Origin of the sequence: Rhizobium sp. 18055, assembly GCF_902706285.1 — a bacterium.
Classification (GTDB): Bacteria; Pseudomonadota; Alphaproteobacteria; order Rhizobiales; family Rhizobiaceae; genus Rhizobium.
In genome coordinates this window covers 350,551-364,618 of record NZ_CACSKD010000002.1, presented here as the reverse complement: position 1 = coordinate 364,618, position 14,068 = coordinate 350,551, and the positions used below count along the sequence as shown (strand labels likewise).

14 protein-coding genes are annotated in these 14,068 nt (G+C 59.8%); 4 read left to right on the top strand and 10 right to left on the bottom strand.

The features are described from left to right. Nucleotides 1-3: 3 nt before the first annotated feature. The 4 genes from accC to GVL52_RS05255 all read right to left on the bottom strand — a co-directional run bounded on the left by accC (nucleotide 4) and on the right by GVL52_RS05255 (nucleotide 3,194). Nucleotides 4-1,350, bottom strand: coding sequence for an acetyl-CoA carboxylase biotin carboxylase subunit (accC, locus tag GVL52_RS05270; protein WP_160004555.1), 1,347 nt, complete (start codon nucleotides 1,348-1,350; stop codon nucleotides 4-6). Between the two features lie 10 nt (nucleotides 1,351-1,360). After that, nucleotides 1,361-1,831, bottom strand: a complete 471-nt coding sequence (accB, locus tag GVL52_RS05265; protein ID WP_160004553.1) for an acetyl-CoA carboxylase biotin carboxyl carrier protein — start codon at nucleotides 1,829-1,831, stop codon at nucleotides 1,361-1,363. Between the two features lie 22 nt (nucleotides 1,832-1,853). After that, nucleotides 1,854-2,291, bottom strand: a complete 438-nt coding sequence (aroQ, locus tag GVL52_RS05260; RefSeq protein ID WP_160004551.1) for a type II 3-dehydroquinate dehydratase — start codon at nucleotides 2,289-2,291, stop codon at nucleotides 1,854-1,856. 144 nt (nucleotides 2,292-2,435) lie between these two features. After that, the gene (locus tag GVL52_RS05255) at nucleotides 2,436-3,194 is read right to left on the bottom strand and encodes a DsbA family protein (protein WP_160004549.1); all 759 of its coding nucleotides are present in this window, start codon (nucleotides 3,192-3,194) and stop codon (nucleotides 2,436-2,438) included. A gap of 212 nt (nucleotides 3,195-3,406) precedes the next feature. Here GVL52_RS05255 and GVL52_RS05250 point away from each other — a divergent pair, with 212 nt between their 5' ends. After that, nucleotides 3,407-4,564, top strand: coding sequence for a pyridoxal phosphate-dependent aminotransferase (locus tag GVL52_RS05250; protein WP_160004547.1), 1,158 nt, complete (start codon nucleotides 3,407-3,409; stop codon nucleotides 4,562-4,564). 116 nt (nucleotides 4,565-4,680) lie between these two features. On the opposite strand, the gene GVL52_RS05245 is transcribed toward GVL52_RS05250, so the two are convergent. Together GVL52_RS05245 and GVL52_RS05240 are read right to left on the bottom strand one after the other, a co-directional pair. Then, the gene (locus GVL52_RS05245) at nucleotides 4,681-5,688 is read right to left on the bottom strand and encodes a ketopantoate reductase family protein (RefSeq protein ID WP_160004545.1); all 1,008 of its coding nucleotides are present in this window, start codon (nucleotides 5,686-5,688) and stop codon (nucleotides 4,681-4,683) included. 87 nt (nucleotides 5,689-5,775) lie between these two features. Beyond that, nucleotides 5,776-5,982: a hypothetical protein gene (locus GVL52_RS05240; RefSeq protein WP_160004920.1), complete on the bottom strand. Its 207-nt coding sequence runs from the start codon at nucleotides 5,980-5,982 to the stop codon at nucleotides 5,776-5,778. Between the two features lie 228 nt (nucleotides 5,983-6,210). On the opposite strand from GVL52_RS05240, the gene ftsZ reads away from it, so the two are divergent. Then, nucleotides 6,211-7,242, top strand: a complete 1,032-nt coding sequence (ftsZ, locus tag GVL52_RS05235; protein ID WP_160004543.1) for a cell division protein FtsZ — start codon at nucleotides 6,211-6,213, stop codon at nucleotides 7,240-7,242. Between the two features lie 198 nt (nucleotides 7,243-7,440). Beyond that, entirely contained in the window at nucleotides 7,441-7,641 is a 201-nt protein-coding gene (locus GVL52_RS05230; protein ID WP_160004541.1) for a hypothetical protein, read from the top strand. A gap of 109 nt (nucleotides 7,642-7,750) precedes the next feature. On the opposite strand, the gene GVL52_RS05225 is transcribed toward GVL52_RS05230, so the two are convergent. The 3 genes from GVL52_RS05225 to GVL52_RS05215 form a co-directional block, all read right to left on the bottom strand. Continuing rightward, on the bottom strand, nucleotides 7,751-8,077 hold the full coding sequence (locus GVL52_RS05225; RefSeq protein ID WP_160004539.1) for a hypothetical protein: 327 nt from the start codon (nucleotides 8,075-8,077) through the stop codon (nucleotides 7,751-7,753). A gap of 267 nt (nucleotides 8,078-8,344) precedes the next feature. Further along, entirely contained in the window at nucleotides 8,345-8,524 is a 180-nt protein-coding gene (locus tag GVL52_RS05220) for a hypothetical protein (RefSeq protein ID WP_160004537.1), read from the bottom strand. Nucleotides 8,525-8,799: 275 nt separating this feature from the next. Continuing rightward, on the bottom strand, nucleotides 8,800-8,982 hold the full coding sequence (locus tag GVL52_RS05215) for a DUF1508 domain-containing protein (protein WP_160004535.1): 183 nt from the start codon (nucleotides 8,980-8,982) through the stop codon (nucleotides 8,800-8,802). A gap of 193 nt (nucleotides 8,983-9,175) precedes the next feature. Between GVL52_RS05215 and GVL52_RS05210 the strand changes: the two genes are divergently transcribed. Beyond that, nucleotides 9,176-9,661, top strand: a complete 486-nt coding sequence (locus GVL52_RS05210; protein WP_160004533.1) for a BON domain-containing protein — start codon at nucleotides 9,176-9,178, stop codon at nucleotides 9,659-9,661. Between the two features lie 113 nt (nucleotides 9,662-9,774). Here GVL52_RS05210 and GVL52_RS05205 read toward each other — a convergent pair whose 3' ends face one another. Next, complete coding sequence (locus GVL52_RS05205; RefSeq protein ID WP_160004531.1) at nucleotides 9,775-13,596, bottom strand: vitamin B12-dependent ribonucleotide reductase; 3,822 nt, start codon at nucleotides 13,594-13,596, stop codon at nucleotides 9,775-9,777. Nucleotides 13,597-14,068 lie beyond the last annotated feature (472 nt).

Below are 14,068 nucleotides of genomic sequence, written 5' to 3'. Positions count from 1 at the left end.
CGGTTAAGCCGGCTTGCTGGCCAGATACTCTTCCAGCCAGTGGATGTCGTAATCGCCGTTGGCGATGTCCTGATTATCGACCAGATCCTGGAACAGCGGCAGCGTCGTCTTGATGCCATCGACCACGAACTCGTCAAGCGCACGGCGAAGACGCATCATGCATTCGACGCGGGTGCGCCCATGCACGATCAGCTTGCCGATCAGGCTGTCGTAGTAGGGTGGGATCTTGTAGCCCTGATAGACGCCCGAATCGATACGGACGCCAAGGCCACCCGGCGCATGGAAATGCGTGATGGTGCCGGGCGAGGGCACGAAGGTGCGTGCGTCCTCGGCATTGATGCGGCATTCGATGGCGTGGCCATGAAAGTGCACCTCGTCCTGCGTCACCGAAAGACCGCCGCCGGAGGCAACGCGGATCTGTTCGTGCACGAGGTCGATGCCGGTGATTGCTTCGGTGATCGGATGCTCGACCTGAAGACGGGTGTTCATTTCGATGAAATAGAACTCGCCGTTTTCATAGAGGAACTCGATCGTGCCGGCGCCGCGATACTTCAGCTTGCGCATCGCATCGGCGCAGACTTCGCCGATCTTCATGCGCTGCTCGACGTTGAGTGCCGGCGAGTTGGCTTCTTCCCAGACCTTCTGGTGGCGGCGCTGCAGCGAGCAGTCGCGTTCACCAAGATGGATGGCATTGCCTTCGCCGTCACCGAACACCTGAATTTCGATGTGGCGCGGCTTGCCGAGATATTTTTCCATGTAGACGGCTTCGTTCCCGAAAGCGGCAGCCGCTTCGGTACGCGCCGTCGACCAGGCTTCGATCACGTCCGCCTCGGACTTGGCAACCTTCATGCCGCGTCCGCCGCCGCCGGCAGTCGCCTTGATCAGCACCGGGTAGCCGATTTCGGCCGCCGTCGTCAGCGCTTCTTCTTCGGTCTTCACTTCGCCGTCGGAGCCGGGAACGACGGGGATGCCGAGTTCCTGCGCCGTCGTCTTGGCCGTGATCTTGTCGCCCATGATGCGGATATGTTCCGCAGTCGGGCCGATGAAGGTGATGCCGTGGGCTTCGAGGATTTCCGCAAACTTGGCGTTCTCGGAGAGAAAGCCGTAGCCCGGATGCACAGCGTCGGCACCGGTAATTTCGCAGGCAGCAACGATCTGGTGAATGTTCAGATAGCTGTCGCGCGAAGGCGGCGGGCCGATGCAAACGCTTTCGTCGGCAAGCCGCACATGCATGGCATCGGCGTCTGCGGTCGAGTGAACGACGACGCAGGGAATGCCGAGCTCCTTGCAGGCGCGAAGCACGCGAAGGGCAATTTCCCCTCGGTTGGCAATGAGGATTTTCGAGACCATGACGTCCGCCTTATTCGACGACCACGAGAGCTTGGCCGTATTCGACGGGGCTGCCGTCCTCGACAAGAATTTCGACGACCTTGCCCGACTTCGGCGCAGGGATCTGGTTCATCGTTTTCATGGCTTCGATGATCAGCAGCGTCTGGCCTTCCTTGACCGTCGCGCCGACTTCGATGAAGGCGCGAGCACCCGGCGCAGGCGCCATGTAGACGGTGCCGACCATCGGCGCGCTGATCGTGTTGGCCGGGTTGCGGACCGGTGCAGCCGGAGCAGCAGCAACAGGTGCGGCAGCTGCTGCTGCCGGAGCAGGCGCGTAGCCCTGTGCCATCGGCGCCTGGACATACTGCACGTTGCCGGCGCGTGAAACGCGGATGCGCAGATCGTCCTGCTCGACTTCAATTTCAGTCAGGTCCGTGTCGTTGAGGATGTTCGCGAGATCGCGGATCAGTGCCTGATCGATACCGTTTTTCTTCTCAGCCATGAGTGTTTGCCCTGTCTTCTTTTTATGCCGTGATGTTCTTAAGCGCATGCAGCGCCAGAATGTAGCTATATGGTCCGAAGCCGCAGATGACGCCCTTAACCGCAGGCGCAATCATCGACTTGTGGCGAAATTCTTCCCGCGCATGCACGTTGGATATATGGAGCTCGACCACGGGAATGGAAATGGCGCGGATCGCATCATGTAGCGCAACGGATGTATGCGTGTAGGCGCCGGCATTGATAGCGACACCGATTGCCTTGTCGCCGGCTTCGTGGAGCCAGTCGACCAGCACGCCTTCATGGTTGCTCTGACGGAAGTCGATGTCGATACCGAGCTCGCGCCCGGCCGACTTGCACTCCGTCTCGATGTCCTGAAGCGTCTTGCCGCCGTATATGCCAGGCTCTCTTTTGCCGAGCATATTCAGGTTAGGCCCGTTCAGGACGAAAATGGTTTGCGTCATCGAGTGTTCCGTCAAATGTGCGAGGGCAACCTATAGACTCACCAAAGGACTAAAGAAAGCCCTTTGGATAAGGCATCAGGAATAGCGCCGCATTTGTCCACATGGCTGAAACACGTCGATTTTGGCGATTTGATGGGTGGTGCCTCAGCAGCTCGTCTTGCCGCAGCTGCGCATGTTCTTGACCTTGGTTTCCAGGTCGTCGAAGCCAACGGCGCCCTGCACCAGTTCATTGCCGATCACGTAGGAGGGCGTGCCCGTGATGCCGAGGTTCTGGGCGAGCGAATAGGTCTCCTGAACGGACGCATCACTCGGGCTCTTGGCCATTTCGGCGCGGATCTGCTTTTCGGTGACGCCGAGCGATTGCGCAGCTTCGATGGCGCTCGCTTCGTCGGCGCGGCCGTCGCTCGTCAGGAGCGCGACGTGGAACTTGCTGTACTTTTCAGGTGCAAGCTTGCGGAAGGCGTCGGATACCTTGTGGGCCGCGACCGACTCCGGTCCGAGGATGGGGAATTCCTTGAGCACGAAGCGGACGTTCTGGTCCTTCTGCAGCATGGTCTGCATGTCGGTCAGCGCGTGGCGGCAATAGCCGCAATTGTAATCGAAGAACTCGACGATGGTGACGTCGCCCTTGGGGTTGCCGATCTGCATGTCGTACTTGGAATCGAAGATCGTCGCTTTGTTGTCCGCGATCGTGGCGTTGGCCTTCACCAGCCGCGCCGACTCCTGCTTCTTCTGCAGCGCTTCCTGTACATCGAGCATGATCTCGGGGTTCTCGATCAGGTACTGCTTGATGAACTCGCCGAACTCCTTCTTCTGCGCGTCGTCGAGTGCTGCGGCCGGCTGCGCGGAGGCAACAGAGGCAGTCAGCGCCAGCGCTGTGAAGATTTTCGGGAGAAGGGCCATGATATCCTCGTCTTTTACAGATGATGTCGGTCGTTCGGTGCTTCGGATATCACACTCTCCGGAAGGAGACGCAATGCGAAGCGCCAAAATACGGTGCGTCGCGCCGTGTTGAAACAGGAATTTTCGCATCCGTGATGTGATCGCGGGATTGTGAAGACCTCACCAATGCGGCAATTGTCGGGCCGCTAACCGAGCCGAAAGAGAAGAGATCCGTGTTTTCCATTTCCAAACGCAGCGAAGTCGAGCCCTTTCACGCCATGGATGTCCTGGCGGAAGCGACGAAGCGACGCGCAAGCGGCAGGCCGGTGATCTCCATGGCTGTCGGACAGCCATCCCATTCGGCACCGCAGGCAGCCCTTGAGGCGGCAAGGGCCGCTCTTGCTGAAGGCAAGATCGGCTACACGGATGCGCTCGGAACGGCGCGACTGAAGCATGCGCTTGCCTGGCATTACCGGGACAGGCATGGCCTGGAGATCGATCCTGCGCGTATTGCGATCACGACAGGATCGTCTGCCGGGTTCAATCTCGCATTCCTGTCATTGTTCGATGCGGGCGATGCCGTGGCGATCGCCCGGCCGGGTTATCCCGCCTATCGCAACATATTGGGTGCGCTGGGGCTCCAGGTTCTGGAAGTTCCGGTGACCGCGGAAACGCAGTTCACCCTGACGCCCGAGAGCCTTGAAGCCGCACAGAACGACAGCGGCATTCGTCTCAAGGGCGTGTTGCTGGCAAGCCCGGCAAACCCGACCGGGACAGTGACCGGCCGCAAGGCGCTGACGGCACTTGCCGACTACTGTTCGGCAAATTCGATCGCCTTCATCTCAGACGAGATCTACCACGGCCTGACTTTTGCCGGCGAAGAAACCAGTGTGCTCGAACTGACCGACGAGGCGATCGTCATCAATTCCTTCTCCAAATATTATTGCATGACCGGCTGGCGGATCGGCTGGATGGTGCTGCCGGAGCGTGTCGTTCGCACGATCGAGCGCGTTGCCCAGAGCCTCTACATCTCGCCGCCCGAACTCTCGCAGATCGCGGCGACCGCGGCACTCGGCGCTGCCGCCGAACTCGACGTCTACAAGGCAAGCTATGCCGCCAACCGGGACTTCCTGATGCGCCGCCTGCCGGAGATGGGCCTGTCGATTGCCTCGCCGATGGACGGCGCTTTCTACGCCTATGTCGATGTCACGCGTTTCACCAATGACAGCATGGCATTCGCCAGGCGGATGCTGGCCGAGATCGACGTCGCCGCGACGCCGGGCCTCGATTTTGATCCGCTGGAAGGTCATCGCTCGATGCGCATCTCCTATGCGGGCTCTGAAGCCGAGATCGTCGAGGCGGTCGATCGAATGGGCAGCTGGCTGAAGTAAGTCCTATTTTTTCAAGGCACTGAAGGCGTTTCCGGACTCATTTTCTGAGCGTCTTGAATCAGATCGGCAGGATTGGACATAGTGTAGGCAGCCGCGATGATCAGCGGTCGCAGAAATCAGGATGCCGGCTTGCAGTTTTCGCGATCGAGCTGTGAGACCATCGCGAGCAGGGTTTCCGACACCGGTGTCGCAACCGACGTCAGTCTGCCGAGCGCGACCAGCATGCCGACCAGCGGCGTGATCTCCAGCGATTTGCGGGCGAGGAGATCCTGCAGCATCGAGGTCCGGACCGGGCCGATCTGCTTGGATTGTTCCAGGCGATCCTCCACCGACATGCCGACATTGGCGCCCAGTGCTTCTCCAACCGCCTTGACCTCCCTCATCACCTTGCCGATCTGGTCGCTGACGGCGGGATCGGCCATCAGCTCCGCCATCGACGAACGGGTGAGCGCGCTGATCGGGTTGAACGAAGCGTTCCCCATCAGCTTGTTCCAGATGTCGTCGCGGATCCGCGATGACAGCGTCACGTTGATGTCTGCCTGCTGAAGCAGCGCCTGGATAGCCTGGAGGTCGGCACTGATCTCGCCCGACGGCTCTCCAAGGATGAAGCGCCCCCTGTTGCTCAGCCTGATCTCGCCGGGCTGGCTGACTTCCGCGCCCTGATGCGCGACGCAGCCGATCACGCGTTGCGGGCCAATGAGGCTCCAGAGCGCACCGCCCGCATCGAGCTCCTCGAACTGCAGCTCGGCAAATTCCGGGTGTTCGTCGCGGTGGAAATACCACCATGGAATCCCGTTCAGGATCATCACGACGCGGGTCTCTTGCTTCAATAATTTTGCCATCCCTTTCGCGGCCGGGCTGAGTTGATGGCCTTTGAGCCCTGTGATCACCAGATCCTGCGGCGGTAGGTCGGCAGGATTATCGGTTGCCGTTACCTTCACGTTGATCGGCGCCTCGGCACCAGCCTCATGCAGCGTCAGCCCATGGCGAACGATGGCCTCCAGATGAGCGCCGCGCGCAATCACCGACACAGTGACATCATCGCCGAGCGACGACGCGATCTTGGCTGCGATGGCACCGCCAAGCGCACCCGCACCGAAAACGCAAATATTCTTGATGGACATGAAAAAAACAGCTCCGCAATCACCAGACCGCGGTAGAGATAGGCCATCTCGCTTTCAAGGCGAATGATTTTTTATTGACCCGGCGTCTCAGTGGTGGTCCGGGATAAGCTCACTGCGGCGCAGTTGGTCGATGGCGCTCACTGCGTCTTCGGCCGACCAGCCGGCCTGTAGCGCTGCCGCAACCATCCGCAACTCGGCTTCCGCCTCGATCTGCAGGAACAGCGGCTCGAGCGCCTCCTGAGCGGTCAGAATGTGGTCTTTTGGAGGGGCGATGGACTGGTGTGCTGCGAGCATAGGCATCTGCGCGGTACTCCTCTCGTTGGGCAGGCTTGTTCTTTATTGCTGAGGGCTTGAATCAACCTAATGCATCGATATCAAAAAAGGTTCCGGATAAACTTTAGAAAAGCCTGCATCTTGTTCTTTCGCCCCGGCTCTGCCTTCTTGCGCCCTTAGGCTGATGCGCGATTCGGGACCCGACAGATCGGCGAGCCGACAGCAGACAAGCGCACGAAGGAGATTGCGATGACGAACGCCAAGAACGGGATTTCCGAAATGCGGCCAAGAATTACGGTGATCGGCGTCGGTGGCGGCGGCGGCAACGCTATCAACAACATGATCGCGGAAAGCCTCGAAGGCGTTGAATTCATTGCGGCCAATACCGATGCGCAGGTGCTTGCCACCTCCAAGGCCTCGCGCCGCATCCAGCTCGGCGCCCAGGTGACCGAAGGCCTCGGCGCCGGCTCGCTGCCGGAAATCGGCCGCGCTGCTGCCGAGGAATCGATCGACGAGATCATGGATCACCTGGCAGGGTCGCACATGTGCTTCGTCACTGCCGGCATGGGCGGCGGCACCGGAACAGGTGCGGCACCGGTGATTGCACAGGCGGCCCGCAATGCCGGCATCCTGACCGTTGGTGTCGTCACCAAGCCCTTCACTTTCGAGGGCAACCGTCGCATGAAGACGGCCGATGCCGGCATCGAGGCGCTGCGTCAGGCTGCCGATACGGTCATCGTCATCCCGAACCAGAACCTCTTCCGCATCGCCGACGCCAAGACCACCTTTGCCGATGCCTTCATGACCGCCGACCGCGTGCTGTTTGCCGGCGTCGGCTGCATCACCGACCTGATCGTCAAGGAAGGCCTGATCAACCTCGACTTCGCCGACGTGAAGTCGGTCATGCGCGGCATGGGTCGGGCGATGATGGGCACCGGGGAGGCATCCGGCGAAGAGCGCGCGATGAAGGCTGCGGAAGCAGCCATCGCCAACCCGCTGCTCGACGACATCTCGATGCGCGGCGCCAGGGGCGTGCTGATCTCGATCTCCGGCGGCTCCGACATGACGCTGTTCGAAGTCGATGAAGCCGCAAGCCGCATTCGCGACGAAGTGCAGGACGATGCGGATATCGTCGTCGGTGCGATCTTCGACCGCAATCTGGATGGCAAGTTCCGTGTCTCCGTCGTCGCGACCGGCCTTGACGGGCCGGAAGCCGGTACGGGGGCTGTCCAGCCGGGCGCGCAGATGGCGCAGGGCCTGCCACCCCGCACACTGCAGTAGGCCAACCCTCCGATCCGGTTGACCTGATCTTGGTCGATCATTTTGAGCCGCGTGCTTTCACGAGCGCGCGGCTTTTCATGTGCGCAGGTCCCTGGAGCGGTGCGTCATCGTCATCGTCATCGCGGTTGAAGGTCGATGATGATCCCGGCGCTTGCGTGATCCGTACAGATCGGCAAGGATTGCGCAGGAGTGAGTGATATGGCGAAATTGGTGTATGGCCTGGCGGGGCTGCTGGTCTTGATCGGTTTGATCTGGATGGGGCAGGGCAGCGGTTACTTTCCCTATCCGGCAGAGAGTTTCATGATCGACCAGACACCGTGGATCTACTGGGGCGCCCTGGCTGTCGTGGCAGGGCTGGTCATCATCGTCGTGACGCGGAGCATGCGCGGCAGATCATGATGGCTGCGGCAACGCGGAAACACCCATTGTAAGGCCGCCTGAAACAGTTTCGCCGGCGGGGGCATGGAGTGCCTCACCAACCGGCGAATGTAGAAGGTTCAGGATAGGCTCAGGCGCGGCGCAGACGCTGCTCCGGCATCTCGGGGCGGGTGCCATCAGGCGCGCGCAGGCCGCGATGCTTGCTGGTGAAAATCCATTCGACATTGCCGGGCTCGAAAGGACGGCGCGGATTGACCAGTGCCAGACGGCGTTCTGCGAGGCTGCGCGGCAGCGTGTCCATCATGTCGTTGATGAACGTATCCATGCTGTCTTTCCAGCGGGGTGCGACAGAAACATCGACGCCGCCGTAGCGATTGAAATCCGGGTGTTTGCGGGAATAGCATGCGCCGAGCATCCAGGCATGCTGCTGTTTCAAAAAACGTTCTTTAATGGTCATTCGCAGTCTTTTTCATTCCTTGGCGTCAACGACGACATGGGCGTCGGAGCGATCGTCTTGGGCCGATCATTCCGTTGTCCAGGTGCCGTCTGCACGCTGATATATTGTTCGCAACCTGGCTGCCGAGCTGTACGCTCTGCGGCAATTTAGCCGCTGCCAGTGCCTCTACACGAGTAGGGAAGGTGGCCGGCCAGATATCATCGAAGCGGTAAACTTCGACGCCATCATGTTCGGCGACGTGCTACCTAGTCGACATTGATTGTTCCTTCAAGGATTTTTCGCAACAATCTGCACGGCGATGCCACGCAGGCCCCAAATAGCCAGCATCGCCCGCAACCGCTTGTTCCAAGACGGTTTGTTGTCGGCTGGCTGGCCTGAAGCTGTATTGGTTGTGGCAGGCGCGAGCGAATGTGCCGATTGAGCTTGCGCCGGAGTGGAACGCTTCATAGGGTTGTCGCGTTGATGGATTCGTTCAACGCATTTCAGTAGGAATCATATGCGCGCTCAGTCGAAGCCGTTCGTTGTTGAAATCAAGTCATCCCGCCGTACAGATCGCAGCCAGCCGAAATCAATTTGGGGAAATCTCGATCTCGCTGCCGTTGCAGAACAGGTCGCTGATGACGTGCCGTCGCCGGCAACCGCTGCGCCCGCTGACGAGAAGACTGCTCTTTAGCAGGCTCCATAGAGCGCGAAGCTTTATGCGGTCGCGCTCTATTGAAGACCTAGGCTGGATTACAGGTCATGCCGTTGCGTCGTGCATTGTCGATGCAGTCGCTTCGGTTGGAATAGCCTTGGAGCGACGCTCCGACAATGCGCCCGTTCGATGCTGTGCATCGCCAACGCCAGCCGTCGGTTCCGCTGTAGATTTCCCATTTGTCACCATTACTCGCGAAGCAACTCGCCATTTCGCTCTCTCCCATTGGTGTTGACGAAAAAGCGCTAGGCGATTCGCAGAACATGCTCCACGAATTGGCTGCAATCTGCAGGCGGTGGAAATCGGATTTCCGGTTGCATTGATCTCATCGCCGGCAAAACTCATTGCGAACCATCTGCCAGTTGAGACGTTCTCTTTTCAGCAAACGTTGAAGGAGAACCGCAATGGCTATGGATGACGACCGAAGGAAATCCCTGTCGCGCGAAGAGGATTACCGCGACTTCGAGGAGCGCAACACCGATGAAGGCTGGCCCTATTCGGATGCAGGCTCTGACGCAAAGGCAGCCGCTGCAAATCCCGGTTACGGTGAAACACCCGCAAATTTTGACAGTGACGACAACTCGGGCTTTCGCCTTGATGGGATCGACCGAGATGGCAACGAGAACGGCCTGCGGGATTCTCTTCGCCCCGACACGATCGACCGCGATGAAAGCGACGATCTGGAGGCACGCGTCTCCGACAACATCGAGAACGTCCCCGAAGTCGATATGAACAGCATTGACGTCCACGCAGACGGCCACACCGTCACCGTAGAAGGTTCGGTGGAAACCATCGGCATTGCCCGCAAGGTCGAACTCGCCATTGCCTCCGTCGATGGCGTCCGCAACGTCAGGAACCTGCTGCACACCACGGGTGTCGATGCCCACTGACAATGCGTGCGTGGGAAATGCAGTCAACCTATGGCGTCTGCCCAGCAACGGAAAAGGCCGCCCGCTCTGATGAGCGGACGGCCTTGCTTTTATCGGGTCTCTTCAGAGGCTGATCAGCTGCAACCGCTGGTCGCGCCACAAGTGTCGCACTTTTCGCAAGTGCCGTTGCGCACCATCGTGAAGTTCTGGCACTCCGAGCAAATGTTGCCCGTATAGCCCTGCATGATCGAGCGCGCCCGGCGTTCGGTCTCCAGCTTCTTGGCTTCCGTCTTGGCCGATGCGGCGTCTGCTGCGGCCTTGTCGGAGAACAGAGCCGTTGCCTGCTGCAGGCCTTCGGTGGTGATCTCTTCCGTTACTTCCACGGCGATCTCTTCCGCCAGTTCCTTGGCGCGTTCTTCGTATTCGCGCTTGAAGGAGACGATCTCGGAGGTCGAGATGGCAACGGTCGGCTCGATCTTGCGGGCGGCAGCGCCTGCAAAGGAGGTGACCGTCGCACCGGAAGAGGCGCGGGCAGGGGCAGCCGTTGCCGAACCCTTCGGCTCGCTGGATGCCTGGCGTTCGTTGTCGGAGACCAGCGTCGGCTTGTAGCCGCGTGTCCAGCCTGTCGAAACGAGGTTGGTCTTGCCTTCCTGGATGCCCTTGCCGAGGGCTGTCTGCGAGAAGTCCGACGTATCGACATGGGCGAGGTCGTGGCGGCCGAGGTAGGAGACGGCCAGTTCGCGGAACACGTAGTCCAGGATCGACGTGGCGTTCTTGATCGCATCGTTGCCGATGACCATGCCTGCCGGTTCGAACTTGGTGAAGGTGAAGGCCTCCACATATTCTTCGAGCGGCACGCCGTACTGCAGGCCAAGCGAGATGGCGATGGCGAAGTTGTTCATCATCGCACGGAAAGCAGCGCCTTCCTTGTGCATGTCGATAAAGATCTCGCCGATACGGCCATCGCCGAATTCGCCGGTGCGCAGATACACCTTGTGTCCGCCGACGGCAGCCTTCTGGGTGTAGCCCTGGCGGCGGTTCGGGAGTTTCTCACGCTCGCGGGTAACGCGTTCGACCACACGCTCGATGATTTTCTCGGTGATGGTGACGGCCTGGGCTGCGACCGGCTGCTGCAGCAGATCGTCGAGTGCATCCTCATCGTTCTCGTCTTCGATCAGCGAGGCGTTCAGCGGCTGCGACAGCTTGGAGCCGTCACGATAGAGCGCGTTTGCCTTGAGGCCGAGCTTCCACGAGAGCATGTAGGCGCTCTTGCAATCGTCGACCGTCGCATCGTTCGGCATGTTGATCGTCTTGGAGATCGCGCCCGAGATGAACGGCTGTGCCGCTGCCATCATGCGGATGTGGCTATCGACCGAGAGATAACGCTTGCCGATCTTGCCGCATGGGTTGGCGCAATCGAACACGGCGAGGTGCTCGTTCTTCAGGAACGGCGCGCCTTCCAGCGTCATCGCTCCGCAAACGTGAACGTTTGCAGCTTCGATGTCCTTACGAGAGAAGCCGAGGTGGTCAAGCAGGTTGAAGCTCATGTCGCCGAGCTGTTCGTCGGAAACCTTCAGGACCGTCTTCAGGAAGTCGGTGCCGAGCGTCCACTGGTTGAACACGAACTTGATGTCGAAGGCCTGCTTCAGCGCGCCGTTGACAGCTTCGATCTTCTCGTCGGTGAAGCCCTTGGCCTTCAGCGAGCCTGGGTTGATCGCCGGTGCCTGGTTCAGGTTGCCGTGGCCGACAGCGTAAGCTTCGATCTCGGCGATCTGGCTTTCGGAATAGCCGAGCGTGCGCATGGCTTCCGGAACCGCGCGGTTGATGATCTTGAAGTAGCCGCCACCAGCAAGCTTCTTGAACTTCACCAGCGCGAAGTCAGGCTCGATGCCTGTTGTGTCGCAATCCATGACGAGACCGATCGTGCCTGTCGGCGCGATGACGGTTGCCTGGGCGTTGCGGTAGCCGTGCTTTTCGCCGAGTTCGATTGCCTTGTCCCAGGCGCTCTTGGCATGGGCCACGAGGGTCTGGTCTGGATTTTCGGAGTGGATCAGCGCAACCGGGTTGATCGACAGGCCTTCATAGCCCGTGGTCTCGCCATAAGCCGCACGGCGATGGTTGCGCATGACGCGCAGCATGTTGTCGCGGTTCGGTGCGAAGTTCTTGAACGGGCCGAGCTCGGAGGCCATTTCGGCCGACGTCGCATAGGCGATACCGGTCATGATCGCGGTCAGCGAGCCGGCAATCGCACGGGCTTCGTCGCTGTCGTAAGGAATGCCCGACGACATCAGCAGGCCGCCGATGTTGGCATAGCCGAGGCCGAGCGTGCGGTATTCGTAGGAGCGTTCGGCGATCTGGCGCGATGGGAACTGCGCCATCATCACGGACACTTCGAGAACGACGGTCCACAGGCGAACGGCGTGTTCGTAGTCGGTGATGTCGATGCGCTTGGTGGCCGCATCCTTGAACTGGATGAGGTTCAGCGAGGCAAGGTTGCAGGCCGTGTCGTCGAGGAACATGTATTCCGAGCACGGGTTGGAGGCGCGGATCGGGCCTTCAGCCGGGCTGGTGTGCCAGTCGTTCATCGTCGTGTTGAAGTGCAGGCCCGGATCGGCCGATGCCCATGCGGCGTAGGAGATCGATTCCCACAGGTCGCGTGCCTTCAGCGTCTTCATGACCCTGCCGTCCTTGCGGGCGGTCAGGTTCCAGTCGCCGTCGTTTTCGACTGCGCGCAGGAAGTCGTCCTTGATCGAGACCGAGTTGTTGGAGTTCTGGCCTGAAACCGTGAGGTACGCTTCCGAATCCCAGTCGGTGTCGTAGGTCTTGAACTGCAGGTCCTTGTAGCCCTGGCGGGCGAACTGGATGACGCGGCCGATGTAGTTTTCCGGAACCTGGTCCTTCTTGGCAGCGCGCACTTCGCGCTTCAGGGCAGGGTTCTTGTTCGGGTCGTAGCAATCGTCATTGTCGCCTTCGCAATTGACGCAGGCCTTCATGATCGCCTTGAGGTGGCGATTGACGATCTTCGAGCCGGTCACAAGGGCTGCAACCTTCTGTTCTTCCTTGACCTTCCAGTTGATGTACTCCTCGATATCGGGGTGATCGATGTCGACCACCACCATCTTCGCCGCACGGCGCGTCGTGCCGCCCGACTTGATCGCACCGGCTGCCCGGTCGCCGATCTTCAGGAAGCTCATCAGGCCTGACGAACGGCCGCCGCCGGAAAGCTTTTCGCCTTCGCCGCGCAGATAGGAGAAGTTGGAGCCGGTGCCGGAGCCGTACTTGAACAGGCGTGCTTCGCGAACCCAAAGGTCCATGATGCCGCCTTCGTTGACGAGATCGTCTTCAACCGACTGGATGAAGCAGGCATGCGGCTGCGGATGTTCGTAAGCCGACTTCGACTTGGTCAGCTTGCCGGTGAAAGGATCGACATAGAAGTGGCCCTGGCCGGGGCCGTCGATGCCGTAGGCCCAGTGCATGCCGGTGTTGAACCACTGCGGCGAGTTCGGGGCAACGCGCTGAGTTGCCAACATGTAGGCAAGTTCGTCGCGGAAAGCAGAGGCATCTTCCTCTGATGTGAAATAGCCGCCCTTCCAGCCCCAGTAGGTCCAGGTGCCGGCAAGACGGTCGAAGACCTGGCGCGCATCGGTTTCAGAACCGTACTGCTCGTCCTTGGGAAGTTCCTTCAGCGCCGCTTCGTCGGCAACAGAACGCCACAGGAAGGAAGGAACGTCGTTTTCCTCAACCTTCTTGAGGCGAGCGGGAACGCCTGCCTTGCGGAAATACTTCTGTGCCAGAATGTCGGCGGCAACCTGCGAAAACTGCGCAGGAACGTCGATGTTCTCGAGGCGGAATACGATCGACCCGTCCGGGTTCTTGATTTCGCTGGTCGCCTTGCGGAATTCGATAGCCGCGTAAGCGCCCTGATCTGCCTTCGTAAATCGGCGTTCTATGCGCATGTGCCTTAACCTCTAGATCGCGCGCCCCGTCCTCGTAGACCAAGGCGCAAGTTTCCTCGTCCGGTCGCGCCGGTAGGAGCGCAGCCAGTTCTCGTTTCCGTACCGTCACAGGAGTGTCATCCGGAGATGTGCTTCCTGTATCTTGTGGTGATGGTGGCTGCAATCACTAAATATAGTGTTAACAGCTTATTATCGCCAGCCCCGGATGCCAATTTTTCGTGCGGCAAATCGCGCAAACAACCCACACGGCGACTTACCCCTCATAGGTACAACGCCCTGATCACATGCTCGATTTTTGATGAGAACCGGCCTCGTTACGTCCGGTTCAGTTGCCGCCGCAACATCGAAGCCCATTAAGTTGAAAACAGGCGATTCCGTCAAGGGGTTGTTCTTAATGAAGTGTTCACCACAAGATATTGTGGATCGGCCTGTGGAGACTGGGGAAAAGCCAGTTGGGCAAGCTTTTCAATGG

Bases quoted from the DNA above. Each gene is read 5' to 3' on its own strand.
- accC (WP_160004555.1), bottom strand. From the start codon at position 1,350: ATGGTCTCGAAAATCCTCATTGCCAACCGAGGGGAAATTGCCCTTCGC.
- accB (WP_160004553.1), bottom strand. From the start codon at position 1,831: ATGGCTGAGAAGAAAAACGGTATCGATCAGGCACTGATCCGCGATCTC.
- aroQ (WP_160004551.1), bottom strand. From the start codon at position 2,291: ATGACGCAAACCATTTTCGTCCTGAACGGGCCTAACCTGAATATGCTC.
- GVL52_RS05255 (WP_160004549.1), bottom strand. From the start codon at position 3,194: ATGGCCCTTCTCCCGAAAATCTTCACAGCGCTGGCGCTGACTGCCTCT.
- GVL52_RS05245 (WP_160004545.1), bottom strand. From the start codon at position 5,688: ATGTCCATCAAGAATATTTGCGTTTTCGGTGCGGGTGCGCTTGGCGGT.
- GVL52_RS05240 (WP_160004920.1), bottom strand. From the start codon at position 5,982: ATGCTCGCAGCACACCAGTCCATCGCCCCTCCAAAAGACCACATTCTG.
- ftsZ (WP_160004543.1), top strand. From the start codon at position 6,211: ATGACGAACGCCAAGAACGGGATTTCCGAAATGCGGCCAAGAATTACG.
- GVL52_RS05230 (WP_160004541.1), top strand. From the start codon at position 7,441: ATGGCGAAATTGGTGTATGGCCTGGCGGGGCTGCTGGTCTTGATCGGT.
- GVL52_RS05225 (WP_160004539.1), bottom strand. From the start codon at position 8,077: ATGACCATTAAAGAACGTTTTTTGAAACAGCAGCATGCCTGGATGCTC.
- GVL52_RS05220 (WP_160004537.1), bottom strand. From the start codon at position 8,524: ATGAAGCGTTCCACTCCGGCGCAAGCTCAATCGGCACATTCGCTCGCG.
- GVL52_RS05215 (WP_160004535.1), bottom strand. From the start codon at position 8,982: ATGGCGAGTTGCTTCGCGAGTAATGGTGACAAATGGGAAATCTACAGC.
- GVL52_RS05210 (WP_160004533.1), top strand. From the start codon at position 9,176: ATGGCTATGGATGACGACCGAAGGAAATCCCTGTCGCGCGAAGAGGAT.
- GVL52_RS05205 (WP_160004531.1), bottom strand. From the start codon at position 13,596: ATGCGCATAGAACGCCGATTTACGAAGGCAGATCAGGGCGCTTACGCG.